This is a genomic window from Halobellus inordinatus (assembly GCF_024464655.1).
Lineage (GTDB): Archaea > Halobacteriota > Halobacteria > Halobacteriales > Haloferacaceae > Haloquadratum > Haloquadratum inordinatus.
On the sequence record NZ_JANHAV010000004.1, the window covers coordinates 32,901 to 57,328 of the forward strand.

24 protein-coding genes are annotated in these 24,428 nt (G+C 64.1%); 8 read left to right on the plus strand and 16 right to left on the minus strand.

The genetic code is table 11. From position 1 onward, the window contains the following. Nucleotides 1-5: 5 nt before the first annotated feature. From NO347_RS09015 to NO347_RS09025, 3 genes are all read right to left on the minus strand, one after another. Nucleotides 6-827: an enoyl-CoA hydratase/isomerase family protein gene (locus NO347_RS09015; RefSeq protein WP_256289287.1), complete on the minus strand. Its 822-nt coding sequence runs from the start codon at nt 825-827 to the stop codon at nt 6-8. Between the two features lie 322 nt (nt 828-1,149). Then, nucleotides 1,150-1,434, minus strand: a complete 285-nt coding sequence (locus tag NO347_RS09020) for a 2Fe-2S iron-sulfur cluster-binding protein (RefSeq protein ID WP_256289288.1) — start codon at nt 1,432-1,434, stop codon at nt 1,150-1,152. Between the two features lies 1 nt (nt 1,435). Next, complete coding sequence (locus NO347_RS09025) at nt 1,436-1,921, minus strand: GNAT family N-acetyltransferase (RefSeq protein ID WP_121570036.1); 486 nt, start codon at nt 1,919-1,921, stop codon at nt 1,436-1,438. Between the two features lie 260 nt (nt 1,922-2,181). On the opposite strand from NO347_RS09025, the gene NO347_RS09030 reads away from it, so the two are divergent. The 5 genes from NO347_RS09030 to NO347_RS09050 are packed head-to-tail and all read left to right on the plus strand — an operon-like array spanning nt 2,182 to nt 4,723. After that, the gene (locus NO347_RS09030) at nt 2,182-3,102 is read left to right on the plus strand and encodes a Phenylacetic acid catabolic protein (protein ID WP_256289289.1); all 921 of its coding nucleotides are present in this window, start codon (nt 2,182-2,184) and stop codon (nt 3,100-3,102) included. A 1-nt stretch (nt 3,103) separates the two neighbouring features. Beyond that, the gene (locus NO347_RS09035; protein ID WP_121570034.1) at nt 3,104-3,478 is read left to right on the plus strand and encodes a metal-sulfur cluster assembly factor; all 375 of its coding nucleotides are present in this window, start codon (nt 3,104-3,106) and stop codon (nt 3,476-3,478) included. Next, the gene (locus tag NO347_RS09040) at nt 3,475-3,678 is read left to right on the plus strand and encodes a phenylacetic acid degradation PaaB family protein (protein WP_256289290.1); all 204 of its coding nucleotides are present in this window, start codon (nt 3,475-3,477) and stop codon (nt 3,676-3,678) included. The genes NO347_RS09035 and NO347_RS09040 overlap by 4 nt, the downstream gene beginning before the upstream one ends. Continuing rightward, the gene (locus NO347_RS09045; RefSeq protein ID WP_256289291.1) at nt 3,675-4,454 is read left to right on the plus strand and encodes a Phenylacetic acid catabolic protein; all 780 of its coding nucleotides are present in this window, start codon (nt 3,675-3,677) and stop codon (nt 4,452-4,454) included. The genes NO347_RS09040 and NO347_RS09045 overlap by 4 nt, the downstream gene beginning before the upstream one ends. Next, nucleotides 4,451-4,723 (plus strand): PaaD-like zinc ribbon domain-containing protein, encoded by a 273-nt coding sequence (locus NO347_RS09050; protein WP_256289292.1) that lies wholly within the window; start codon nt 4,451-4,453, stop codon nt 4,721-4,723. Before NO347_RS09045 ends, NO347_RS09050 begins: the two co-directional genes overlap by 4 nt. A 149-nt stretch (nt 4,724-4,872) precedes the next feature. Here the strand turns inward: NO347_RS09050 and NO347_RS09055 are convergent, their stop codons facing one another. From NO347_RS09055 to NO347_RS09115, 13 genes are all read right to left on the minus strand, one after another. Continuing rightward, nucleotides 4,873-5,304, minus strand: a complete 432-nt coding sequence (locus NO347_RS09055; protein ID WP_256289293.1) for a pyridoxamine 5'-phosphate oxidase family protein — start codon at nt 5,302-5,304, stop codon at nt 4,873-4,875. A 6-nt stretch (nt 5,305-5,310) separates the two neighbouring features. Next, nucleotides 5,311-6,465 carry an acyl-CoA dehydrogenase family protein gene (locus tag NO347_RS09060; protein WP_256289294.1) on the minus strand — a complete coding sequence of 385 codons (1,155 nt, stop codon included), beginning with the start codon at nt 6,463-6,465 and terminating at the stop codon, nt 5,311-5,313. A gap of 98 nt (nt 6,466-6,563) precedes the next feature. Next, nucleotides 6,564-7,610 (minus strand): MBL fold metallo-hydrolase, encoded by a 1,047-nt coding sequence (locus NO347_RS09065; RefSeq protein WP_256289295.1) that lies wholly within the window; start codon nt 7,608-7,610, stop codon nt 6,564-6,566. Between the two features lie 2 nt (nt 7,611-7,612). Next, nucleotides 7,613-9,157, minus strand: coding sequence for a UbiD family decarboxylase (locus NO347_RS09070; protein WP_256289296.1), 1,545 nt, complete (start codon nt 9,155-9,157; stop codon nt 7,613-7,615). Continuing rightward, entirely contained in the window at nt 9,154-10,773 is a 1,620-nt protein-coding gene (locus NO347_RS09075) for a UbiD family decarboxylase (protein WP_256289297.1), read from the minus strand. The genes NO347_RS09070 and NO347_RS09075 overlap by 4 nt, the downstream gene beginning before the upstream one ends. Next, nucleotides 10,770-11,273: a hypothetical protein gene (locus NO347_RS09080; protein ID WP_256289298.1), complete on the minus strand. Its 504-nt coding sequence runs from the start codon at nt 11,271-11,273 to the stop codon at nt 10,770-10,772. Before NO347_RS09080 ends, NO347_RS09075 begins: the two co-directional genes overlap by 4 nt. A 464-nt stretch (nt 11,274-11,737) precedes the next feature. Further along, nucleotides 11,738-13,120 carry a phosphopentomutase/phosphoglucosamine mutase gene (locus NO347_RS09085; RefSeq protein ID WP_256289299.1) on the minus strand — a complete coding sequence of 461 codons (1,383 nt, stop codon included), beginning with the start codon at nt 13,118-13,120 and terminating at the stop codon, nt 11,738-11,740. Between the two features lie 456 nt (nt 13,121-13,576). Continuing rightward, nucleotides 13,577-14,836 carry an orc1/cdc6 family replication initiation protein gene (locus tag NO347_RS09090; protein WP_121570022.1) on the minus strand — a complete coding sequence of 420 codons (1,260 nt, stop codon included), beginning with the start codon at nt 14,834-14,836 and terminating at the stop codon, nt 13,577-13,579. 987 nt (nt 14,837-15,823) lie between these two features. Continuing rightward, nucleotides 15,824-15,991: a hypothetical protein gene (locus NO347_RS09095; protein ID WP_199723065.1), complete on the minus strand. Its 168-nt coding sequence runs from the start codon at nt 15,989-15,991 to the stop codon at nt 15,824-15,826. 179 nt (nt 15,992-16,170) lie between these two features. Further along, nucleotides 16,171-16,596 carry a VOC family protein gene (locus NO347_RS09100; RefSeq protein WP_256289300.1) on the minus strand — a complete coding sequence of 142 codons (426 nt, stop codon included), beginning with the start codon at nt 16,594-16,596 and terminating at the stop codon, nt 16,171-16,173. A gap of 220 nt (nt 16,597-16,816) precedes the next feature. Next, entirely contained in the window at nt 16,817-17,710 is an 894-nt protein-coding gene (locus NO347_RS09105) for a bifunctional methylenetetrahydrofolate dehydrogenase/methenyltetrahydrofolate cyclohydrolase (protein ID WP_256289301.1), read from the minus strand. 348 nt (nt 17,711-18,058) lie between these two features. Then, the gene (locus tag NO347_RS09110; protein ID WP_256289302.1) at nt 18,059-19,924 is read right to left on the minus strand and encodes a BCCT family transporter; all 1,866 of its coding nucleotides are present in this window, start codon (nt 19,922-19,924) and stop codon (nt 18,059-18,061) included. Between the two features lie 80 nt (nt 19,925-20,004). Next, nucleotides 20,005-21,285: an NAD-binding protein gene (locus NO347_RS09115; protein ID WP_256289303.1), complete on the minus strand. Its 1,281-nt coding sequence runs from the start codon at nt 21,283-21,285 to the stop codon at nt 20,005-20,007. A gap of 209 nt (nt 21,286-21,494) precedes the next feature. Between NO347_RS09115 and NO347_RS09120 the strand changes: the two genes are divergently transcribed. The 3 genes from NO347_RS09120 (at nt 21,495) to NO347_RS09130 (ending at nt 24,395) form a co-directional block, all read left to right on the plus strand. Continuing rightward, nucleotides 21,495-21,908, plus strand: coding sequence for an EamA family transporter (locus NO347_RS09120; protein WP_256289304.1), 414 nt, complete (start codon nt 21,495-21,497; stop codon nt 21,906-21,908). Between the two features lie 128 nt (nt 21,909-22,036). After that, nucleotides 22,037-22,417 carry a Rid family detoxifying hydrolase gene (locus NO347_RS09125; RefSeq protein WP_121570016.1) on the plus strand — a complete coding sequence of 127 codons (381 nt, stop codon included), beginning with the start codon at nt 22,037-22,039 and terminating at the stop codon, nt 22,415-22,417. A 160-nt stretch (nt 22,418-22,577) separates the two neighbouring features. Further along, a complete protein-coding gene (locus NO347_RS09130; RefSeq protein ID WP_256289305.1) occupies nt 22,578-24,395 on the plus strand; it encodes an aldehyde ferredoxin oxidoreductase family protein in 1,818 nt (605 codons plus the stop codon). Nucleotides 24,396-24,428: the final 33 nt, after the last annotated feature.

Sequence of the window (24,428 nt, forward strand, 5' to 3'; positions counted from 1 at the left end):
AGTGCTCACTTCCCCTCGAATTCGGGCTGTTCGTCGGTGCCGAAGGCGTCGATCGCCTTCGCGTAGTCGTCTGACTGCGCCAGAGCGGGCCACGCGTGGCTGGCGAACTCGATCCCGGCGTCGTAGCCGACGTTTCGGGTGATGTTCGAGGCCTGCTTGATCGAGCGGACCGCGAGCGGGGGCTTACTCGCGAGTTCGGACGCCAACTCGTCGACCCGCTCTTCGAGTTCGTCTACGTCGGCAACGGCATCTGTGAGGATTCCCTCGTCAGCCGCCTCGATCGCACCGATTCGTTCGCCGGTCATCGTGATCTCTTTCGCGCGCATCGCGCCGACGATCGTCGTGAGGCGCTGGGCCGCTGCGCCGCCGGGGAGGACGCCGAAGTTGACCTCAGGCTGGCCGAACGTGGCCTCTTCGACGGCGAAGCGGAAGTCCGAAGACATCACGATCTCGAAGCCGCCGCCGAGACAGAGGCCGTCGACAGCCGCGATGACCGGAGCGTGGTACTCCTCGAAGGCCGCACACATCTCGCAGAACAGATCCGGGACGCGCTTTTTCTCGTGGTACGTCGAGAAGTCGCTCATCTCGCCGACGTCGAGGCCGGAACAGAAGGCCTTCTCGCCCGCGGAATCGACGATGACGGCTCGTACGGCGATGCCGTCGCCCTCGTCGTCGAGCGCCTGGAAGGCGTCGAAGGCGTCGATGAGGTCGTGCTGCATCTGGATGTTGATGGCGTTCATCGCCTCGGGTCGATCGAGCGTGATGCGGCCGAGACCGGTCTCCTCGTCGTAAGACCATTCGATGGTTTCGAAGTCGGTGTCTGACATCGTCCGTCGATTCACCGTCGGTCCATTAATACTTAACGACGATGCCGTCGATTGCCGCCGATACCGGCGTATACAGAAGCGTATACATAAGCGGCAGCTCTGACCGATCGGCGCAAGATCGCGGTAGTTCGGCGCGCAGTACATTACAGCTTTACGTGTGTAATGCCGAGAGTCGGAGTCAGTCAAACAATCGTAGAGGATCCGAAAACAGTGATGTATACATCTTTGTATACAGCTCCGATACGCGGACCGGGGTCACGACGTGATGGCAAATCGTCAGGAACGAAGCGGGACAGAAAACAGCCAGGGGGACGATGCGGTTTCAGGGGCTGTCGTGCGAGCGCAGTTTCAGGTCTGACCGCGGTTTGGCCACGCAAGTGAGAACGTATCCTTCCTCTTTCTCCGAATCGGAAAGGAACATCCCCTCGACCTGCTCGACCTCGCCCTCCTCGACGCGCATCGCCGAGCAGACCCCACAGACGCCCATCCGACACTGGTAGGGGAGGTCGAGCCCGGCTTCCTCGGCGGCCTCCAAGATAGGTTTGTCCTCTGCGACCTGGATGGTCCGCCCCTCGTCGACGAACTCGACGTCGTAGTATTCGACCATATTAGAGACGCTGTTCGTAGACGTGTTCGACCGGTTCGAGCCCGTGGGCTTCGAGCATCTCTTTGGCGCCTTCGTCGCCCGCCAGGACATCGATGCGGTAGTAATCGACGTCGCGCGGTTCCTCGGAGAACCACTCGGCCGCTGCTTCGAGCATCTTCGCGGCCGCACCTTGTCGGCGGTAGTCCTCGCGAACGAACAGGCCGTTGACGTATCCGTGGTTGTCCAGTTGGAAGATGGGGTGATCACCCATCACGCGGGCTTCGAGAACGCCGATCGGTTCGTCGGCGTCGTCGCTTTCGGCCAGCAGGACGATGCCGTACTTCGAGTCGACGAGCTGATTTTCGAAGTACTGGAGCCAGCGTTCGTTGGCCTCTTCGCTGTGGCTGTATCGCTCGTCGTACTCCGAGAGATGACTGGTGAAGCCGTGCCAGAGGTCCAAGATTTCCTCGCCATCCGCTTCAGTGGCATATCGTGTTTGGATTCCCATACTCTCCGTACCGAACCGGTCCTCCTAAAAGATTCGCGTCCAGGTCGGCGGGAGCTGATTGGCGGTTGACTCGACGATCGGACCGTCGAAGGGAAGGGATGGAGGACCTTCCCGTGGCGGGCGAGGACCTGGGCAGGGCGCGGAGGCGCGCCTGCGGCTATGCGCGGGGGCACACGAAAGATTGAGTCCTCGATACGTCGTTGGGGAGAAACCTTAATAACGATCCACACTAACCCAGGAGTGAAGGCGTTTCACAAGCCATGCCAACGGAAAAACGATTCAAACAGCAGATCCAGAACGGTCGGATGATCGAAGACGAGTCCGAAATGACAGAGGGCTACAAGAAGGCGCTGAAGGCGACGCTCAAAGTCTCGGCGGACACCGAGCTGATGAGTGCGCCGGCGTACTACGAGCAATCGATGAACGCGCCGACGCTCGACGCCCGCGCCTCCTGTGTCAGCGTCATTCAGGACGAACTCGGTCACGGCCACATCGCCTACCGGCTCCTGGAAGACCTCGGGGAGGACCGCGAGGAACTCATCTACGAGCGTGAGCCCCACGAGTTCCGCAACACCTACGGCTTCGACCAGCACCTCGACACCTTCGCCGAACTCGTCAGCGCCCACGGGATGTTCGACCGCGCCGGGATGGTGCTCCTGAGCGACATCGAGGAGAACACATCGTATGCGCCCTGGAAGCGCGCCCTGCGAAAAGTCGGCAAGGAAGAGCAGTTCCACCTCCGTCACGGTGAGACCTGGATGCGTCGGCTTACCAACAAGTCCGACAAGACCAAGCAGCTCGTCCAGGACGCCGTCGACTGGATGTTCCCGATGGGTATCGAGTGGTTCGGCCTTCCGGACGATCAAAAGCACAACACCGACCAGCTCGACTACCGCATTAAGGGCAAGACGAACGACGAACTCCGCCAGGAGTGGATGAGCCACACCGTCCCGCTGGCCAACGACCTGGGTCTCGACGTGCCCGCTCACTACGACGAGGAAGCCGACGAGTACGTCCTCGAATACGACGCTCCCGTCGCCTTCGACGCCGAGAACAAAGACTGGCGCTTCGAGGAGCCGATCGGCTGGGACGACGTACTCGACCGCTGGCGGGACCGCGGTCCGGCCAACGACAAGTACGTCAATATGCTGCAGGCCGGAGAGATCAAAGTGGGTGTCTGAGATGAGCACGAACGCCGCAGACGCTGGAACCGTCGGTTTCGACATCGGCCCCGGTGAGGACGCCGACGAGTTCGAACAGGAACTCTGGGACACCCTCGACACCGTCCCGGACCCACACATCCCGGTCAGCCTCGTCGATATGGCGATGATCTACGACATCGAGGCCGACGGCGGGGACGTCACGGTGACGATGACCTACCCGTGTATGGGATGCCCGGCGTACGATATGATCCAAGACGACGTTCGTGCTGCGCTGCGAACGGTTCGCGGCGTCAGCGACGTCGAAATCGAGATCACCTGGGATCCCGTCTGGTCGAAGGATATGCTCACCGAGAAGGCACACGAAGAACTCAAAGACGCGGGGATCGCAATATGAAATACCACGTGTTCACCCGGCACAAAGCCGGCGACGATATGATTCACGCTGGGACAGTCCAGGCCGATTCGGACCGTCTAGCACGGATCTACGCGCACCGAACCTACGACGAGGAGGACTGGGAATTTATGGGCGTCGTCCGTGAGGAACACCTGCTCGAAGTCGACGAACAGCCCATCGTGGGCGGGAGGGCGCGATGAGCGCCGAAGCCGAGAACGCCTGGCCCGAGGCGGCAGTCGACTACGTGAAGGCCATCGCCGACACGAAACTCCTGCTCGGTCAGCGCTACGGCGAGTGGATGCTGAAGGGCCCGAACCTCGAAGACGACATCTCGGGCGCCAGTAACGCCCAAGACGAGATCGGGCAGGTCCGACAGCTGTTCCGCCTGCTCACGCAGCAGGGCGTCGAAGACGACTGGCTCGAATCCAGTCGCAGCGCAGAGGAGTACGCGAACGCGTCGATCCTCGACGAGGAGGCCGAAAACTGGCCGACCTTCATCGTGCAGGTCGCGCTGGCCGACCGCGCAGCGTGGCTGCTGCTCGATGCGATCGTCCACGACGACTTCACCGGAATGGTCCAGAAGATGGGCGAAGACGAGTACTTCCACCTCGAACACCACGACGCCCGTCTGGAGACGCTGGCCGAAGACCAGCCCGAGGCCGTCGAAGCGGCGCTGGAGCGGTACTTCCCGGGCATCCTCGCGTTCATCGGCCCGTCGAGCTACGGCTCCTCGGAGGACCCGCTCGTCTCCGCCGACTTCACGGACCGGTCGATCGCGGAGATCCGCGGCGCGTTCCACGAACACTACGAGGAACTGTTCGCAGGAACTGACGTCTCGGTGCCCCCGCTCGAGGAGGACGTTCCCGAGCCCGAAGCGTGGGACGAAACGCGCCGCCGCAGCGGCGAGGGTCACGTCGAACCGAGCGTCGTCGAACAGCTACAGGGAATCTCCAACCAGGAGTACGTGATCGAATGAGTTCATCGAACGCTACCCCGAACGCGGACGGTGGCCGCGCCGATCCCGGCAGCGACGACACCGCCGGCGACAAGCATCAAAAAGAGAGCGCGAAGGTCGAGGCGGTCTGCCCGTTCTGTGGGTCTGCCGACACCGAACTGGAATCGACGTTCGGCTCGGAGGTCTCGAAGAGCCAGTTCTACTGCAACGGCTGCCACACGATCTTCGAGCGGATCAAGTACGACGGCGCGATGCCCGACACCGGGCGCGAGCGCGACGGAACGCGCTGAGCAGTATCAGCCGACTCCCCAACCGTTCACCCTGCTGTCATCCCATACCGTTTTCGTACGGGCGGGCGACCGTCCGCCGGTGATCGCTCTCACGAGCCGGCGATCACCGGAAAAATACTCTCGTTGTTCGGTGGTCGCTACAGCAACCGTTAGCCGATTTTTCGGAAGTCCCAGGAAACCGTCCGTTCGGGCGTGAGCGCGATCTTGACGCGCTGGTGTCGGCCCGCGTCCGGGACGGACTTGACGGTCCCGAACAGCCCGCGTTCGATCTCCTTTTCGAATTCCCGGTCGTCGACGACCCGCGCCGACCCGCGCCACTGGATTCCGCGGTGCTGATTGAACTCTGCCTCGCCCGCGTCGACGACGGCGGCGGCTTTACCAGTCGCCTCGACGTTCTTGACCTTCACCGAGTCGGCGTCGGTCTCGAAGCAGAGTTGGCCGTCGACGATCGTGAACGCAACCGGGACGACGTGCGGGAGGCCGTCGGGGCCGACGCTGGCGAAGCGGGCGACGTCGGCCGCCTCAAAGAGGTCCGCCTGTTCGTCCTCGGTGAGTGCGATCTTGTCGTAGTTGCGTGGCATCGTCGCTCAGAGCCCCAGCGCCTCACTCGCGACGGTCGTCTTCTGGATCTCCGAGGTGCCGCCGATGATCGAAAGGATGCGGGCGTCGCGGTAGTAGCGCTCCAGCGGGTAGTCCGTCCGGTAGCCCTTCCCGCCGAAGATCTGCATCGCGTTCCGGGCACAGAACTCCGCGGCGTCGCTAGCGGTGAACTTCGCCCGCGAGGAGACGCGGGTGTCGCCCTCGCCGTCGGCGATGCGGATCGCGGAGTCGTAGACGAGGTTGCGGGCCGACTCCAGTTTCGAGTCCATCTCGGCGACGAGCACCTGGACGGCCTGATACTCGCCGACGGCTTTGCCGCCCTGCTCGCGGTCGCCCGCGTAGTCGACGGCTTCGTCGAACGCTGCCCGCCCGATGCCGAGGCCGATCGCTCCGAGGCCGGTGCGCGCCATATCGATCGTTCCCATCGCGATCCGGAAGCCGCCGCCGATCTGACCGAGGAGGGCGTCGGCGTCGACCGCGACGTCCTCGAAGGTGGCGTCGCCGGTCACGTGGCCGTGCATTCCGAGGTACTCGCCGCGCTCGAAGGTGAAGCCCTCGACGTCCTCGGGGCTCGGAACGATGAAGACGCTCACGCCGTGGGAATCCTCGGGCTGGGGGCGCTTGCGCGCGACGACGAGGTGAACGTCTGCGACGCCCGCGTTCGTCCCGAAGGACTTCTCACCGGAGATGTGGTAGCCGTCGTCGGTCGCTTCGGCGACCGTCTGGAGTTCGGTCGGCGAGGACCCCGCGCCGGGTTCGGTCAGGAGCATCGCACCGACGGACTCGCCGGCGACCATCTTCGGCAGCAGGCGCTCGCGCTGTTCGTCGCTGCCGAAGTTCAGAATCGGCAGCATCGCGAACGTGTGGCCCTGAATGATCTCGGCGACCGCCCCGCTCTCCTCGGCGATCCGTTCGAGCGCCAGGCAGTACGAGACGAAGTCGCCGCCCAGACCACCGTACTCCTCGGGGATCAAGATCCCGAGCAGGCCGGCGTCGCCAGCGGCCTCGACGACGTCGCGCGGGAACTCCCGCGTCTTTTCGATCTCCTCGGCACGGGGGGCGAGCGTCTCCGTCGCGAACGTCTCTGCACGGTCGAGAACGTCGTGGTGCTCTTCCGAAAGAGCGCGCTCCAGTAGCGTCATACCTACCTCTGGACGGTGAGGGGACTTATCTGTAACGTGACTCTCTCGTGGAAAGACCCGCGCCCGTCTCGGTGCCCAGACGTGGGACGAGCACGTCCTCAGTGACAGTCCGCGAGCGGATCTGACAGGTCCGCGTCGGCGGCGACGTACCGAACTGGAGCACCGGGGACTGAAGAATCGTCATCGCGGGCGGCGAGTCCGCGGTCGGCAGCAAACGCGAGATGCGCCGCGGCCTCGCCCGCGCCCATCTTCGCGTGGATTCCCGTCATCTCGCCGAAGCAGTCCCCCGCAACCTCCCAGGGTGTTCGTCCGGGGCCGGAGTCCGGGAGCGCGCGCACCATCCCCCGGACGCGTTCGGCGTGGTGCTCGCGAATAACGCCGATCCGAGCCAAGAGATCGACCGACGAGCCGTGGCCGGGGAACGCGCGGAGAGAGGATTCGCCGGTCGCGTCGCTCGAAACATCCCCGGTCCCGTCGCTCGAAACTCCGACGCTGCGAGCGCGCGATTCGATGCGGTCGAGCGTGTCGAGATACACGGCGAGCGCCGCGTCCATCCGCGTGTCCGATCCGCCGACGTTGGGCGTGTACGTCGGGAGCACGGCGTCGCCGAGAAAGAGCGCGTCGGACGCGGCGAGCGAGAGGTGCCCGCTCGTGTGGCCCGGCGTGTGGAAGGCTTCGAACCCGGCGATGCGGTCCCCGTCGGAAACGGCTCGCACCGGACACTGATCGGGCATCGGCGAGGGGTCGTCCCCCGATTTGATCGTCTCGACCGTCTCGTCGGGGACGCCCCACTCGCAGAGCCGACGGGCGTCGCGGTCGACGCGGCGCGTTCGCTCGACCGCGTAGTCGGCGACTAGCGGGGCGTCCGCCTCGTGGAGGACCAACTCCGCATCTGCGGCAGCAGCCAGGCGCGGAGCCAGCCCCGAGTGGTCCGCGTGCCAGTGGCTCACGACGACCGTCTCGACGGCGCCGAGCGGCAGACCCACTGCAGACAACCCCTCGGTGAGCGTCTGCCACGAGTCGTCTCCCGGTGGTCCGGGATCGACCACGAGGCCGCGGTCGGGAACGACGTACGTGCTGTTTGCGCCTTCGGGACTGGCCGCGGTGTGAGCGATACGTTCGACAGCGGGGGGTTCTTCAGACATCGTCAGTTCTCACGGGATTCGTCCGCGCGTTCTGTGTGGCCGGGTTCGTGTTCGGGACCGTTGTCGAATCCGAGGTCCATCCAGTCCGTGCGTACGGCTTCACGGAGGTCCTCGGGGTACGTCGTCTCGAACGTGACTCGCGGTGCGATGTACTCTTCGTCCCAGCGGGGGTCCCAGGCGGCGTTGACGTAGACGTTCGCACCCGTCGACCCGTCGCGTCGGTAGTGGGTCGCGGTCGCGGCAGGCGCCTCCGAGTCGGAGAACTCCCAGTCGTTCGCGGGGTGGGCTTTCACCCAGATGTCGTCGAAGGCCCGCCCGAGATCCATCGGCGCCGTCTCGGTGTCGAGGACGACGACCTTGTCGAACAGGCGCGAGAACGAAAAGAGGGTGTTCGCCAGTTGCCACTCGAACCCGGCGTAGAGAATCTCGCTCGCGACGAGGCAGATTCCGAGGCCGGCCTCCGCCGGCAACGCGAGCCACTCGACGGGCGCGACGCCCCAGTAGTTGTTCACGCGGCCGTACAGTCGCGCGGACTCGATGACCGAGAGAAGCGTCCGCCCGTCTGACATCGGCGCGCCCGTCGGCGAGAAGGGGACCAGCGGCTCCTCGCGGGTTCGTACGGTCTCGACGCGCGCCTCGAACGTCGTGGTCGCGACGGCGTCTTCCCACGGGGCTCGCGGGCCGGCGGGGCCGGATTCACTCGTCGGCTGGGCGTCAGTCACTCGACCAGACGTCGCCCGTTGGTCCGCACCGACCGTCGGTGGATCGTCACCGACCGTTGCTTCGACGACCACCTCACTGGCGGCCGGAACCGCGCCGGCTGGCGTCGCTGCGACCGAGATGGACCCGAGAGCGCTCGCGACGTGCGGCGCGCCCGCGACGTGCGAGTCGCCGACCCACCGCATCGTGGCCCCGACGAGCGCCGCCGGCGGGGCACCCAACAGGACCGTGATCGGCGTGTCGTCCGTGACGTGCTGAACGGGGTCCGACGGCACCGACAGCCGAAGCGTATCGCTCCCGTGGATCGACCCGCGAACGGGGAGCCAGTGTGTCTGCTCGACGGTGGGTCCAGCCGAATCGTCTGCGTCCGGCCCGTCGTCGGGACTCGCTGCTGGAATGGCCGCGAGACCGAGCGTGACGACTGGCACGTCCGCACCGTCGATGGCGGGTAAGCCGAGAGATCTGACGTCGGCTCCCGTCTCCGTTGCTGACGCCGGTGCAGTGTCCGGAGTCGGCCCTCCTCGCCGGGCAGCCACCAGCGCATCGAGAACGTCGAGGTAGTCGGCTTCGAGGCCAAGGTCCAGGGCTGCGCCGACGCGGGACCACGGCTCGCGGGAACGGACTGCGAGGCGATCCGGCCCGCCGAGTGCGCCACTGACGAGGCGCGCCGTGCCGCCGGTGTTGCCCAGAAGGACCGCTGGACCGTTCTCTCTGGCTGCTTCTCCGGCGACCGCCGCGGCAGTGTCCGCCCAGTGGACGCGGTCGCCGATCTCGACGAGGTCGTCGGCCGCCCGGAGCGAATCGAGGTGGGTCCGAAAGTCTGTCATCGCTCGGTACCTCCGCTTGCGGAGTCCACATCGGCGTTCGGCCCGCCGGCGAGGTCGGCAGTAGACAGGTCGACACCGGCACCCGAGAGGATCTCGCGGGCGCGCTCGCGGAGTTGCTCGTCGGGAACCGATCTCGCCCCGTCGCGCGCGGCGGCATCTGTACCCGCGGTGGCGTCGATGTACGCTTTCGCCGTCTTCGATTTGGAGGTGCCGGTCTCGGCGTCCCCCTTCTCTTCGGGCGTCTGATAGATGTTCAGTGGGACTTTCGGCATCGCTTCGGCTCCGAACTGGTGGAAATCCTCTTCGGGGTCGGCATAGAGCGCGAGGGCTTCGAGCACTTCGCGCGTCGACAGGGGATCGACGTCGGGATCGACGAAGACGAAGAAGTCGACGTGCAGCATTCCCCAGGTAGTGAAGATGAAGTTCGCCAGTTCGTGGAGATAGCCCGGCCGCGGGACGTCCGTCGAGACGACGTAGACCGTTCGAGGGGTGAAGCGCCACGGAACGCACCGGTCGACGTCGTAGCCAGCGGCCCGGAGACCGAGCGTCGCGTCCGGACCGACGCACGCGACTTCGGTCGTCGAACTCGTGTTCTGGGAGTAGCCGACGCCCGATCCCTCGACGCAGAAGGGAATCAGCGGCTGCTCGCGGTGAGTCACGGCCTCGACTTCCAGGACCGGCATCGAGCGCCGCGGACCGTGCATATAGCCGAAGTAATCGCCGAACGGGCCTTCGTCCAGCCGCTCGCCTGGGAGGATCTGCCCCTCGATGACGAGCTCCGCGCTGGCGGGCACTTTGAGGTCGTTGGTCGTACACTCGACGAGTTCGATTGGTTCGCCTTTCAGCCCGCCGGCGAAGGCCGCCTCGTCGCTTCCGGTCGGGATCCACATCGACGCGGTGAACTGCGCGGCGGGTTCGACGCCCACCGCGATCGCGACGGGCATCGGTTCCTCGCGGCGCTCGTACCGGTAGTAGAACAGATTTGGCGTCTGCTCGCCCGCCAGCAGGAGGACGCTCGCGCGGTCGCCGTCCTGAATCATCGCGCGATGGGACGACCAGTCAGTCCACGTCGAGTCGGGGTCGGGAGCCACCATCGTGTGGAGATTCGAGTAGCGGCCGCCGTCGGCGGCGTGGATATACGGCCACGGGAGCGCGAAGAGGTCCGCGTCGCTCCCGCGCCGGATCACAGCCTTACACGGCGCCGTCTCGTCGTCGACGATCGTCGGTTCGATCGGCCGTCGGAGTCGATCGATGACGCGTTCGTAGTACTCCTCGCCGTCGAGATATGGGGGGAGCCCCAGCGCCCGTGCCGGGCGGGCCCACGGCCGGTTCCGTGGGCCGCGGTAGGGATCACCGACCAGCCGGGCCGGAATTTCGCTTTCGGTGACCGACTCGAAGACCGGCACGCGGTCGTCGCGGTCGTTCGCGAGCATTGTGATCGCGCTCGCTTCCAGATTCCAGGAGACTGAGGTCTCGATGCGGTTGAGTTCGCCGACGGCTTCCAGCCCGGCCAGGTAGGTTCGGAGACTGCTGGCCGGTTCCTCGGGTCCCGGTGCAGCGACAGTGCCTCCGTCCGGACGCGGCGGTCGTCCAGCATCTCTATTCGGCCGGCTCATTCCTTCTCGCCGCCGCCGAGTTTGAGTTCCATCTCCTCGCGTTCGCGTTCGGTTCGGAGGTCGACGTAGCGTTCCACGAGCTCGGGGCGCGTCTCGGAGAGGTGATCGCGCAGCAGCGACCGGACTGCGGTCGAGACCGAATCGTACTCTCCGGTCTCGACCAGGTACGAGACCAACGTCTTGACGTCTTCGCCCCGGGCGGTCAAGACGTTCGAGCCCTCCTGACTCTCCTCGAAACACTCTTTCAGCACCGTCTCGTCGACACTGGCTTCGCCGACGTCCGTCTCGATGATCTGGATGTACCACTGCTCCTCACGGTTCTCGTGAGGGCCTCGGAGGATGGTAAGCGGGTCTGGATCGGTTAGCTCCGCTGGGTCGCGAGCGATGCGGGCCCGCGTGGTGAAGATATGTTTCGTCTCCTGGTCCATCACCTGCAACGTGAGTTCGCCGTCGGTGTCGGCGGGCAGGTGATCCTCGGAGGTGATGTATTGGTCGCTCACGCGACATCCCCGCCGTGGCCGGCCACCGTATTCATACCAGATACTCCGGATGCGGGCCAACATAAAGCCTTCCCGGTGCGGTCGAACTTCGATCGCCGAAACACTCGGATGTACACACTACCAGAATCCATCATCTGGTGAAACGACGACCCGAATTGACCGACGCCGCGTCGACAGTTACTTAGAATAAATATATTTTGTACCAATTTCTGAAAATAGATTTTGAGCCGTATGAGAGCGGCAATGTATACTTCTACAGATAATTAGGATATAATATATTAATTGGAATTGTTTCGAAATATTCGATTATTTTATTTACTATATAGATATTCGGCTTAGTATACTACCGTCCAGGGACACCACAATGTCCGCTGTTCAGGCAAGGCATACGAGGGAGTGAAGAGAGCTACAAGTCGCGTTGGCAATGGCCCAAGCGTCGGGTACAGACAGCGGCCACGCGACGACTACGCGTCTGCTGTCCCGACTGACTCCGCGTTCACAACTTCCAGCGCCAGCTCGAGAAGTTCGTCGGCGTGGCTCTCCTCGCGTGCTTCCGCAGTCACTCGAACGAGCGGTTCTGTCCCGCTCGGCCTGACGAGGAACCATCCCTCGTGGGTCTCGACGCGCAGTCCGTCGATCGTATCGATCTCGTCGAAGCGATCACGAAAGACCGATTCGATTGCGGCCATCGATTCGGCCCGGTCGTCGACTTCGACGTTCGCACGGCGAGTCGTAAACTGTTCAGCCGGCAGGGAATCGACGAGCGCAGCGAGTGGGCCTCGCTGCTGGACGAGCACCGCGAGACTGAGCGCCGCGTGGTGGCCATCGGGAGCGAGCGTCTCGCCCGGCCAGATCCACGCACCCGACGGCTCACCGCCGAAGACGAACGCCTCGTCGCTGGCCGCTTCGGCGACGTGGACGTCGCCGACTGGGGTGTACTCCACGTCGCCCCCGGCGCCGGTGACGGCGTCGGCGACGACGAGGCTCGTGTCTACCGGGACCGCGACGTGCGGGGCCGTGTCAGCGAACTCGGCGTTCGTCCTCGCGCGTTCGACAGCGTCGCGTGCGAACAGTGCCAAGAGGAGGTCGCCAGGGACGAACTCGCCACTGCCCGTGACGGCCATCATTCGGTCCGAATCGCCGTCGTGTGCGATCCCGAAATCGGCATCCAGCGCCGGTACCGCGGCCGCGAGAGCGGTCAGGGTATCGGCGTTCGGTTCGCTCTTTCGCGCCGGGAAGCGACCGTCGCGTTGCCCGTCGAGCGTGTGAACCGTCGCGCCGAGTTCGTAGAGCGCATCGACGGTGGCGCGTCCGGTACCGTTGCCCAGATCGACGACGACCGAGAGATCGGTGAGAGGCTGATCCCCGTCCGAGTCGAACACGTCGACGAGGCGGTCGACGTGACGCTGGGAGGGGTCGGCGGCGGCGTTCGTCTCAGTACCGAAGCCATCCCAGGCAGCGTGGTCGACCACGTCCGACGCGAGTCGATCCTCGATAGCGGCCGTCTGGTCGGGAGGGAACGACTGCCCAGAGCGTGTCCAAAGTTTGATTCCGTTGTCCGGTGCGGGGTTGTGCGATGCCGTGATTCCGACTCCAGCGTCGGCGTCGAACCACTCGACGCTTCGCGCGAGTGTCGGCGTCGAAACGACGCCGAGGCGAATCACGTCTGTACCGCACTCGCGCAGGCCGGCCGAAAGGGCGTCGGCGAGAACCGCGCCCGTCGTCCGCGCGTCGCGGCCGACGACGACCGTCCGAGTGTCTGCTGCGACCGCTCTCCCGACGTCGAGAGCGAGGTCGGCCGTGACGACGTCTCCAACTGGGCCGCGAATCCCACTCGTCCCGAACATACACTGGGTACACAATGCGGGTAACTCGTTATAAACAGCGGGATCGCTTTTAGGTGGGTAACAAAACGTGACCGGTAAATAAAAACAGCAAATGTAGTTAGTGAACACAATTAATGAACAAAACTGGAGAACACAATTACTGAATAGATATGAGAAGGAGGAACACAACTGTCGAGTGCTGGGTACGTCGAACTGTTGTTACGCGTGAGCAGAATTTAAACGAAAGCTACGGACTCGGCTCGTATACCAACACCCCCACACCCCTGTGTCCGCTGTTATCCGCGAACCAGAGGGCCAGACACAGTGGCGATCGGATTCGAACAGCGGACACGGTGGGGTGCAGACTGGCGGATCCCGAGAAATGGTCGGCAACAGCGGCGAACGGGTCCGAACAGCGGACATAGTGGTGTGGCAGGCGGCGCAGAAAAGACGAGCCGGCGGCAATCGACAGTAACCTCAGACTTCCGTGAAGTCTTCGAGCGTGGGGCTCCCGTCGGCGTCGTCCTCCTCGACGTAGGACGCGATGGAATCGTGAACGCCGACGAGTTCCACCGTCTCCATCATCGCCGAGAGAATGAGTTCGACGTCCATATCGAGCGCGTACTCTCGGTACGTCCCGCCGCGGCGACCCTCGTTGCGTTCGGAGACGGAGACGATCCCGAGCATCGCGAGTTCGCTCAGGTGATCCCGCATCCGACGCGGGACGAGCGGGTCACGATTCGCGAGTTCCGCGAAGCGCGTGTAGCGCGGACGCACGTCGCGGGAGCGGACCGGCGCCTCGCCGTCGAGATCCAGCGTCAAGAGCGCGTACAGAACGAGATGTCCGTGCTCGGTCAATCCGTTGATCCCCTCCTTAATGCGGCCGCGTTCGAGTGCACGGCGGCCACGCCGCACGTGTTCTTCGGTCACGACCGAGGTCTCCTCGTCGCGGGCGAGGTCGCCCGCTTTCATCAGGAGGTCGATCGACTGGCGCGCGTCACCGGCGTCTTTCGCGCCGTAGGCCGCACAGAGCGGGATGACCTCGTCGCTGAGGACATCGTCGTGGAACGCGACGTCGCCGCGCTGTTCGAGGATCGCACGCAAATTCTCCGCGTTGTACGCGGGGAAGTGGATCTCCTGTTCACACAGCGAGCTCTTGACTTTCGGGGAGAGGTCGTCCCGGAAGGAGAAGTCGTTCGAGATACCGATGAGCCCGATCTTCGCTGTTTCGAGATCACCGTTCGCCCGAGCCCGTGGCAGTTGATACAGGATGCTGTCGTCGTTGACGTGGTCGATCTCGTCGAGGACGACGAGGACAGTCCCTCCGCGGGCGTCAAGGTCTTCCCAGAGCATCTCGTAGACGGATGCGAGCGGGTATCCGGTCGTGGAGATCTGGTTCGCTTCCGAGCGGAGGCTATTGACGAGACGTGTCGCAATCTGATAGGAGCTCGTGAGACCGTCGCAGTTCAGAAAGATGACCGAGAGGTCGATGTCGTCGTACTGTGCGGCGTCCTCCCGAAGGTGTGAAAGGAGGTACTTCGTCGCCGCTGTCTTCCCGACACCGGTCTTCCCGTAGAGGAAGATGTTGTTCGGCTGCTCACCGTTGATCACGGGCTGGAGCGCTGCCTGGTACGTCTGGAGCTCCTCGTCCCGGCCCACGAGCTCGTCGGGCTGGTAGTCCTCCCGCAAGGCGTCCCGGTCGCGATAGATTTCGTTGTCCCGCTCGAAGAGGACCATACGTCGTTGATATGCCACGAGGATAATAAAACCACCGTGTCCGCAGTGTCCGCTGTTCTCGTTCTTTATAAGTATCTCGGGGAACACACCCCCTCCACTATGTCCGCTGTTCAGGGCACGAAGAAGGGAAGGAAATAATTGGTGTATTATTTTCGTTGGTTTTATTATAGCTGCAGATGACGAGGTCCGTAGTGGTGAAACGCAGCGACTACTTGACCTAGTAGTCGCTAGCGTCCCGATCGCACGATAGATGCGGTTGGCCGTACGCCACCTACTGAACTGTTGAGTTCGTGGTTCCTACGAACCGACACTGACCTGACTACGGGCTAATAGACAGAACAGCGGACATCGTGGTGGGTATCCTCGACGGCAGTATCGTACTGACGTCAGCTGCCTCGTCGGGGGTTCCGCTCGTCTGTTCTCAATTAGCGTCTCCGTTCCAGTTACTCTTTCTTCCCTGAAAACGCGTCTTATGACGGTTTTGAGCAAATCTGCGACGTTTGGGTTTGCACGACGATCTCCAATCTCAATCTCACCTCTCACCACCTCTGGACGCCAGAACTGCGGACACAGTGGAGGGGGTGTGTGCCCCCCTCGTCTGCAAGTGACACCGCAAACACGACCAAGGGGTACGGCAGAACAGCGGACATAGTGGAGGGGGAGGGTTCGTTGAACTCGTCTCTGCTCTATTTCTGGTAAAATGTGTCTTGGACTCGGATGCTTCCCCCATCGGAATCCTACCTAGAACAGCGGACATAGTGGTGTGCCCGCTCGGCATCGTCGTGAGGATGCCCAATCAGTCAGAGCGCCCTGTAGCATCGTCTCTCTGCGAATCGTGACCGATCCACGTTGGAGACGTATGCGCTATCCGGACAGAACCGTCCCGTCTATCGACGGAGAACAGCGGACATAGTGGAGGGAGGGGGGAGAGGGGGTCTCCCGCCTCACTATAGGTCATCGCGTCACCCGCGAAGCGGGAGCGTCCAATTACTTGTTGTACGAGTCGGGGATCAACACTACGCCGTGACCGCCCGTGAGCCGGCTGACGATAGAACCGGCTTTGTCGAGGGCCGTCGAAATCGACGCGGCAGGCAGATAGAAGTCGGTCTCGGTCGATTCACCGCGGGCGTGGTTCTTTTTGCTTGCAGTAGCCATTGTATTTCCTCGTAGTATCCGGATCGTTATGAGGCTTCGTCAGTACTCATTCGGGTATTTTTATTTCTCATCCACGTATCCGGATCCGTATTGAAGAATCATTTAATATTTTCCTCGAATCCCGGATACTTGCCTATCGATCGTGATGGTTCCGTGGTCGGTCTCGACGAAAAAATTCCTCAGGTCGAGAGTATCTCGATCAGATTTCCTTCGGGGTCCTTGAGGAAGAAAATGGTCGTTCCGCTTTCGGTCGTTTGGGGTTCCGATAGCGTCTCGACGCGCTCAGGGAGTTCGGCGTAGAACTCCGCTACGTCGTCGACAGAGAGGCCGACGTGCGTTGCGCCCTGCGCGTTCAGGTGTATTTCGGATTCGGCCTGCGTCTCGTCGGTTGGCTCGTAAGCCACGAGTTCGATCCGAACGCCGCCGCCATCGAGGTGAGCGAAATCGGCACTCGCGCCGTCGACGTCGACGCCCCTCGCGAACGCGTCGCCACCGACGGAAAACCGGGTCAGGACGTCGAATCCCAGTACGTCGCGATAGAACGCGACGGCGCGGTCGAGATCCGAGACAGTGATGCCGACGTGGTGTGCGGCGGGTTCGGCCATACCGCGTCTCGGACTGGGGGGCTGAAAGAGCCACCGGACTGCTCTCGACTCGCCGAGCAACCATCGGACCGCTCTCGATTTCCCCGAACACCCACTGAACTGCTCTCGATTTCCCCGAACACCCACCGCCCTATAGTAGCGTTTGCAACTGATCACACAGCCAATCGCACGGCTGCGTGCGATTAGGTGAGTGAAGACTTGCAAACGTTACTATATTTCCCTACGGCAGGTCGACGTCGACGCCTGACTGCATGCTCGCAGCTTTGACGGTGTTGTACATCAGCATCGCAATCGTGAGTGGGCCGACGCCGCCCGGGACGGGCGTGATCGCGCTCGCTTTCTCTTTGGCACTCTCGAAGTCGACGTCGCCGACGAGTTGGTACCCTTTCTCGGTGTTGGCGTCGACGCGATTGATCCCGACGTCGATCACGACCGCGCCCTCGCTCAGCATCTCGGCGTCGATCATCTCCGGAACGCCGGCGGCCGCGACGACGATGTCCGCGTTCCGCGTCTTTTCGGCGAGGTCCTGTGTCCGTGAGTGACACACTGTCGTCGTCGCGTTCCCGCCCGTGCCGCGCTGGATGAGCAGATTCGCCATCGGTTTGCCGACGATGTCCGAGCGGCCGACGACGACGGCGTCTTTCCCTTCGGTTTCGATGTCGTAGGCCTCCAACAACTTCTGTACGCCGTGGGGGGTGCAGGGCTTGTACCGCGCGTTCCCCGCGACGAGGCGACCGACGTTTTCGGGGTGGAACCCGTCGACGTCTTTCTCCGGTTCGATTCGGTTCAACACGGCCCGCTCGTCGACGTGGTCCGGCACGGGCATCTGGACGAGAATTCCGTGCACGTCGGGATCGGCGTTCAGTTCGTCGATGCGGTCGAACAACACTTCCGCCGGAGCCCCCGGGTCGATCTCGTGGTGATAACTCTCGATGCCGAGTTCGTCGCACGCTTGCTGCTTCATCGAGACGTACGTCTTGCTCGCTCCGTCGTCGCTCATCAGAACCGTCGCCAGTCCGGGTGTGACCCCTTCGTCTCGAAGCGCCTCGACTGAGTCCGATACGTCCGCTCGAATCCCATTCCCGACCTCGTTGCCGTCTATCGTAGTTGTCATATGTTCGTAGTCCGCGGGCACGCGCGTTCGGTATCGTGCGGTCCCACGAATCCTCTGAAATGTACTTTCTTCTCGAACCGGATATTTAGCTGTGAGGAATAGTCAACACAATGAAAGCCGCTTTCACGCGGGTATTTCGGTTTTCTCTGATTGGCCGGCGTCGACGTCTCTGGCGACCCGTCGTTACCCCGCTGGCGGATTCCGTATCAGATGCGTGATCTAACGTTGTCACCGAGCGTGATCTAACGTCGTCACCGCGCGTATGAACTGTTCGTCGAGACGGTGGGAGCGACGTCACCCGAGGCTCGTCCTCTGTCGATCGGCGGTGAGAACGCACCGGCGGCTCCCTCACTGTTTCCGATCCGGCGGTTCGACGTCGTGGTGGGTTTGAACCTCCGGCAGTCGATCGAACGCCTGCCGCACGATCGAGGTGTGGTCCTGGCCGCGTTCCTCACGATAGAGCGCGAGCGACAGCCCCGACAACGAGAGGAGCGCCAGAATAGCGAACGGAGCGCCCGTGAGCACGGCCAGCGCCTGGAGCGTCTCCGCCCCTCCGACGAGAAGCACGGCAAGAGCCACGGCGGCCTGAAACGCACCCCAGATCGCGATGCTTCCTCGGGACGGAGCGACACCTCGCCGCGACGCGAGAATCGCGGCGATCAGCGTCGACGTGTCCGCCGAGGTTACCATAAACACGACGATGAGCGCCAGGAACAAGAACAAGAGGAGGTCGCCGAGCGGCAGCGCCGACAGCAGGGGAAAGCCCGCAACCGCCTCCGAACCGCCGCGTTCCGCGATGGCCGCGAGGACGTCAGCCCGTCCGGAGTGCTGGATCGACAGCGACGTCCCGCCGAAAACGAGGAACCACACGCCGGTCGCCGCCGACGTGGCCACGACGCTCGTGAATGCGACGGTTCGCAGCCGTCGTCCGCGAGACAGAGCAGCCAGGAACATTCCCGCGAACGGAGCCCACGAGAACCACCACGCCCAGTTCCAGACGGTCCACTCGGTGACCCACGACCCGGTCGCGTACAGGCTCATTGGCACGAAGTTGACGACGTACGCCCCGAGTGCGGTCGGCGCGCGCTCTGCGATGAACGAGCGCGGGCCGACGACGAGGAGCAAGAGCGCGAACAGGCCGAACAAGACGACAGTGAGGCCCGCGATCCGGCGGATGCCCCGATGCAACCCGGAAACCGCAGAGAGGACGTAGACCGCGGCCAGCCCTCCGACGAACAGCACTGGACCGAGCCCGCCCGGTGGGACGCCCCACTGGTACTCGACGCCCGCTAGGAACTGCTGGGAGACGAGCGCGATCGAGGTCGCGACGCCACCGATCGTCGCGAACACCGCGAGCGTGTCGACGAGGCGACTCCACGAGGAGTCCAGTCCGTCGACGCCGAGGAACGGCGTCAGAATCGCCGACACCCGGAGGGGCGCCCCGCGCTCGAACACGAAGTAGGCGATCGGAATCCCGACGACCGCGTAGGCGCTCCACGCCGAGATCCCCCAGTGAAAGAGCGCGTACACGAGCGCCGCCCCGATCGCGGCCTCAGAGCCCGCGGCCACGTCGAAGTACGGCGGCGGCTGTCGATAGTGAAAGAGCGCCTCTGCGGGCCCCCAGAAGACGATGCCGGCAGCGATTCCCGCAGTGAACACGAGCGCGAAGTACGTCGGGTACGTGTAGGTGGGTTCGACGTCCTCGCCGCCGAGCTTGACGTCGCCCCAGGCGCTGAACAGCAGCACTGCGCAGTAGCCGACCGACAGGAGCACGGTCCCCAACAGCACCGGTCCCAGCCCTCGAAGCACGGAGTTCGTCAGGCCGTCGACGACCGCCGCCGTGGTTCCGGGAAACGTGAATTGGAATCCGAAGTAGAGCGTGAAGACGAGTATCGGTAGCCCGAGTGTCACCGGATCGTGGACTGAGACGATATCTGAGAGCACCGCACGCACGGAACCGCGTCGGATGCGGAGCAGCGACGACTCGCTGGAGACGTCCGGGCGAATCCGCTCGTACGGCAGCGCGGCGAGATACCCGAGACCGGAGCCGAAAAACACGAGTGCGAGTACGAGCCACGTCTGCCCTCCGAGCGCCTGACCGACGAAGGAGGGGAAGAAGAACCCGACCAAGACGACCCCGCCAGATCCGACGAACGCCAATAGAAGGGCGCTCGCCAGCATCTGTTGGGAACCCGTGCCGTCAGTCGTACTCATACGTTATCTGTTAGCAGGAGGCACTATCATTCTGTTGCCTGTCACTGCAGCCGAGTTCGGCGCCGCTCTGGACACGGTGGTCACGTCCCCTCCGCATTGCGCGCTGCGTCGTCCGATCCATCGGAGCGGTCCCCTGTCACCGAAACTCCCAGCAAGTCGTCGCGGGCGGTCCCGTCCGCGCTTCCATTCAACACGGACGCTCCGAGGAGTTGCCCGCCGATCGCCCGTAGATCGATCACTTCGTCGGCTCCGACGGCGTCCAGTTTGCCGACGTGCGTCTCCTCGTTGGCGACGGCGACGATCCGAACGTCGGGATTCACGTTTCGCGCCGCGAGGACGGCTAAGACGTTCTCGGCGTCGTCGTCGCCCGCGACAGCGACGCCGCTCGCGACGTCCACTCGTGCGTCTTCGAGCGCCGACTCGTCCGTGGCATCGTCGGTCAGGACTTCGATTCCCTGATCGGTCAACCGGGACGCGGCGTCGGCGTCGGGCGTGACGACGACGAGGTCAGTCTCGTCGCCGACCCGTTCGAGGAACGATTCTGTCACGTCGCCGTATCCGAGGACCACCACGTGATCCTCGAGGAGTGAGAGTTCTGATGCGGTCATAGTTCCGAAGGCAGCCGCCATCCGGGATTCGATCGCGGGGCCGATGAGCGCGCCGATTGCGACGGTGAACGCGCCCGTGCCGAACAGGATCACCGATAGCGAGAACAGTTTCGCTTCCGCCGTCGTTGGCGTGATGTCGCCGTAGCCGACCGTCGCGATGGTGACGATGACGTAGTAGATCGCGTCGCCCCAGCCGTCGAGACCTATGAACTGTCCGCGGAGACCGTAGGAGCCGACGGTTCCGTAGAGGCCGACGCCCAAGATCGAGGTCAGCGACGCGATCTGGAACGACGAGAGGTCGAGCGTCTGCTCGAACCGCTCTCGGTTCCAGACGAGGAGCGGGAAGGTGACGAGGATAAGGAGCAACAGCGGGATTTCGGTCGTTCGCCCCGTCGTCAGCGGCAGCAGCGCGAGGCCCGGGAGCAGCGCTGTCGCTGCCAGCCACGCGAGTCGCTTCCGTCGTCGGAGCCCGAACGTTACGATCCCCAGTGGAAACGCGAACAGGACGCCCGCAAAGCGGACGAACGTCTCCGCCATCGGCAGGACGCCCGCGAGCGGCCCGGCGACGACGGGCTGCGCCTGGCTCAGGTTCGAGAGCCCGGTTACGAACGCGAGTACCGTCACCGCGGCAGTCAGCGCGACCGTCGGCTTTGCCCCCGAAAACTCCCGCCACTCGACGAACGGGACGCGATCCGTCGGATAGAACACCTCCTCGAACGGCCGCTCGCCGGCCTCGTCGCGTGAGTCAACCACTATCATACCTTCGAGTATCGGAGATAAAAACTGTACTGTTGTCTCGTTGTCCTTTTGTGTCCCACCGGCAGGCTAAACACCCTCAGCGATGTAGCACCGGATATGTCACGAAAACAGGTAGTACTCCGACTGGCTTGTCTGCCGATCGGCGTCTCAATTCGGAGACGAGTCTCCTTCTGCTGGATCCGCTCACGCGGAGGTGTGCCCGTGTGAACCCTGCGATCCTGTTCGGTATGGGTACGATGCTCGCGTGGGGTTTTTGGATCATCTTCGGCGACGTCGCCTCGAACACGATCGACCCCGAGATGGCCGCGTTCGCGTCGTACCTGACCGCGACAGTGGTCACAGGCCTCTACGTAGTATACTCCGACGCGTCGCTGGCGGTGACGCAGCGCGGACTGCTCTACTCCGCTGTCGCGGGTGTCGCGGCCGCGGTCGGCGTCGTCTCGACGTTCGTCGGCGTCACGGTTGGATCGACCGCCGTCGTCTCGACGATCGGTGGGATGTACTTCGTCACGGCCGCCGTGATCAGCGTCGCCGCGCTCGGTGAACCGCTGTCGTTCCAGAAGGCGATCGGCATCGGTCTCGCGCTCGTCGCTATCGTCATCATCAATCAGGGGTAGTGAATTCCCGAGGCACTGAGCTATCGACGCAACCGACGAAGACACAACATATTTTCAGACTGTCACGATGTGCCCGTCGTGGCCACTCTACCGACTTTTAAGACGCCCGCTGAGGTAGTCGACTGCGTATGAAGCGAACCATCAGCACGGACGACGCACCCGCCGCAGTCGGCGCGTACAGCCAGGCAACGACGAACGGTAGCATTCTGATCACCGCCGGACAGCTCCCGTTGACGACCGACGGCGAACTCCTCGACGACGAGTCGGTCGCGGACCAGACGCGACAGTGCCTGCGCAACGTCGAAGCCATTCTCGAATCCGAGGGGCTCTCGCTCTCGGACGTGCTGAAGACGACCGTCTTCCTCGACGACATCGACGACTTCGACGAGTTCAACGAGGCGTACAGCGAGTTCTTCGACGAGGAACCGCCCGCACGCAGCGCTGTTGGAGCCGGCGCCGTCCCGAAGGGTGCGGCCGTCGAGATCGAAGCGATCGCGACGACCGAGTGAGGCGTTCCGAAGCACCCGCCGAGCCGCACCGAACACCTGTCGAATCGCTCGACACACCTCGCCCGCTGAACCGCTCGACACACCTCACCCGGTCCAGCGGCTGACACGAACCTACCCATAGCAAACGCTTAATGAATCTCGCCCTGCTACGGTCTCTCGTATGAGCGACGCGGCTCCCACCGATCTTCTCCGGGTCGACCTGAGCGCCGGCACGGTCGAGCGCGACCCGATCCCGGAGCGGTGGCTGGCCGAGTACGTGGGCGGCAAAGGGCTCGGTGCCCGCTATCTCTACGAGCGACTCGCACCCGGGACCGATCCGCTCGGCCCGGACAACTACCTTCTGTTTATGATCGGGCCGCTGAGCGGCCTCCTTCCCGGCGAACCGCAGTTTGCGGCGATCACCCGCTCACCGCTGACGGGTACGTTCCTCGATTCCTACAGCGGCGGCGACTTCGCTGCCAACCTCGTCGGCGCGCTCGATGGCGCGCTCGGCGTCGCGATCACCGGGCAGGCCGAAGAGCCCACCGTGCTCGAACTCGACGACGGCGAGGCGACGCTCTCGCCGGAACCCGATCTCTGGGGCCGCGACGTCGTCGAGACCTGCGACGCCTTCGAAAGCTCGGTCGCCTGCGTCGGCCCCGCGGGCGAGAACCGCGTGCGATACGCGACGATCGCCTCCAACGGCGGGGACCACCACGCCGGTCGCGGCGGGGCGGGCGCGGTGATGGGGGCAAAGGGGCTGAAAGCCGTCGTCGCGAGTGGCGCTCCGCTCGATCTCGACCCCGAGACCGCGGCGCTCCGCGAGGAGTACGAACGCCGCTACCGCGAGACCGACGTCGGGCGCTGGCACGCCGCGAGCGCGACGCTGGAAACTGTCGACTTCGCCGACGAGGTAGGCGTCCTCTCCACGCGCGGGTGGCAGGAGGGCTCGTTCGACGGCGCGGCCGCCATCGGCATCGACGCCGTCCGCGACGCGGCCGTCGACCGCGAGCGCGAGGGTGACGTGCCCGGCGGCTTCCGCGTCGAGACCGAGACCGGCGAGTCGGTTCCGCGCGGCGCGACTCAGATGTCGCTCGGTGCGGGCCTCGGAATCGACGACTTCGACGCCGTCGCGACGCTGGGACAGGTCTGCGACCGACTCGGCCTCGACGTCATCAGCGCCGGCAACGCGGTCGCGTGGGCGATCCGCGCCGCGGATGCGGGGGCCGTCGACCTCGATCCGGTGCTCGACGGCGCGCCCACCTTCGGCGACGACGACGCGGCACGAGATCTCATCGAGGGGATCGCTGCACGAGAATCGGGCGTCGCCGACGCACTCGCCGACGGCGTCGAGGCGGCCGCCGAATCGCTCGGCGGTGCGGACCTGGTCCCGACGATCAAGTCGATGGAGGTCCCCGCCTACGACCCGCGCGGCTCCCCGTCGATGGCGCTGGCATACGCGACGAGCGACCGCGGGGCCTGTCACCGCCGCTCGCTGCCGGCCGAGACCGAAGTGTTTCATGGCGATTCGTGGGACGACGCCGACCGCGTCCGCTTGGTGATCCGCGAACAGACGATCACCTCGGTCCTCTGGAGTCTCGTCGCCGACGACTTCGCCGGCGCCGTCCTCGAAGACGACCTCGGGGCCGAGTGGCTCTCGACGGTGGACACACCAGCTCCGACTGACCCTGCGGAACTACTCCGCGTCGGCGAACGCACCTGGACGCTCACGCGCCTGTTCAACGTCCGGGAGGGATTCGACGCTGCGGACGAGACGCTCCCGTCGGCCTTCGAGCGTCCGCTCGCCGGCGGTCCCGCGGACGGACGCGCCATCGACACGACGTGGTTCGACCGACTGCGACGCCGCTACTACGCCGCCCGCGACTGGAGCGCAGCGGGGGTTCCCACCCGGGCGCTCCTGGACCGACTCGATCTCCTCGACGTCGTCGACGACGACACGCCCGTGGCTCGCGAGTCACTGGCGAGCTGTGACGATTGAGGTCAGATCCGTCCGCAAAAAACTGAACTGGGA

Coding starts and splice junctions, on each gene's coding strand:
- NO347_RS09085 (WP_256289299.1), bottom strand. CDS start 13,120: ATGTTCGGGACGAGTGGGATTCGCGGCCCAGTTGGAGACGTCGTCACG.
- NO347_RS09130 (WP_256289305.1), top strand. CDS start 22,578: ATGAGCGACGCGGCTCCCACCGATCTTCTCCGGGTCGACCTGAGCGCC.
- NO347_RS09065 (WP_256289295.1), bottom strand. CDS start 7,610: ATGTCTGAAGAACCCCCCGCTGTCGAACGTATCGCTCACACCGCGGCC.
- NO347_RS09060 (WP_256289294.1), bottom strand. CDS start 6,465: ATGACGCTACTGGAGCGCGCTCTTTCGGAAGAGCACCACGACGTTCTC.
- NO347_RS09125 (WP_121570016.1), top strand. CDS start 22,037: ATGAAGCGAACCATCAGCACGGACGACGCACCCGCCGCAGTCGGCGCG.
- NO347_RS09050 (WP_256289292.1), top strand. CDS start 4,451: ATGAGTTCATCGAACGCTACCCCGAACGCGGACGGTGGCCGCGCCGAT.
- NO347_RS09030 (WP_256289289.1), top strand. CDS start 2,182: ATGCCAACGGAAAAACGATTCAAACAGCAGATCCAGAACGGTCGGATG.
- NO347_RS09055 (WP_256289293.1), bottom strand. CDS start 5,304: ATGCCACGCAACTACGACAAGATCGCACTCACCGAGGACGAACAGGCG.
- NO347_RS09095 (WP_199723065.1), bottom strand. CDS start 15,991: ATGGCTACTGCAAGCAAAAAGAACCACGCCCGCGGTGAATCGACCGAG.
- NO347_RS09105 (WP_256289301.1), bottom strand. CDS start 17,710: ATGACAACTACGATAGACGGCAACGAGGTCGGGAATGGGATTCGAGCG.
- NO347_RS09110 (WP_256289302.1), bottom strand. CDS start 19,924: ATGAGTACGACTGACGGCACGGGTTCCCAACAGATGCTGGCGAGCGCC.
- NO347_RS09100 (WP_256289300.1), bottom strand. CDS start 16,596: ATGGCCGAACCCGCCGCACACCACGTCGGCATCACTGTCTCGGATCTC.
- NO347_RS09025 (WP_121570036.1), bottom strand. CDS start 1,921: ATGGGAATCCAAACACGATATGCCACTGAAGCGGATGGCGAGGAAATC.
- NO347_RS09090 (WP_121570022.1), bottom strand. CDS start 14,836: ATGGTCCTCTTCGAGCGGGACAACGAAATCTATCGCGACCGGGACGCC.
- NO347_RS09020 (WP_256289288.1), bottom strand. CDS start 1,434: ATGGTCGAATACTACGACGTCGAGTTCGTCGACGAGGGGCGGACCATC.
- NO347_RS09070 (WP_256289296.1), bottom strand. CDS start 9,157: ATGACAGACTTTCGGACCCACCTCGATTCGCTCCGGGCGGCCGACGAC.
- NO347_RS09040 (WP_256289290.1), top strand. CDS start 3,475: ATGAAATACCACGTGTTCACCCGGCACAAAGCCGGCGACGATATGATT.
- NO347_RS09075 (WP_256289297.1), bottom strand. CDS start 10,773: ATGAGCCGGCCGAATAGAGATGCTGGACGACCGCCGCGTCCGGACGGA.
- NO347_RS09015 (WP_256289287.1), bottom strand. CDS start 827: ATGTCAGACACCGACTTCGAAACCATCGAATGGTCTTACGACGAGGAG.
- NO347_RS09035 (WP_121570034.1), top strand. CDS start 3,104: ATGAGCACGAACGCCGCAGACGCTGGAACCGTCGGTTTCGACATCGGC.
- NO347_RS09045 (WP_256289291.1), top strand. CDS start 3,675: ATGAGCGCCGAAGCCGAGAACGCCTGGCCCGAGGCGGCAGTCGACTAC.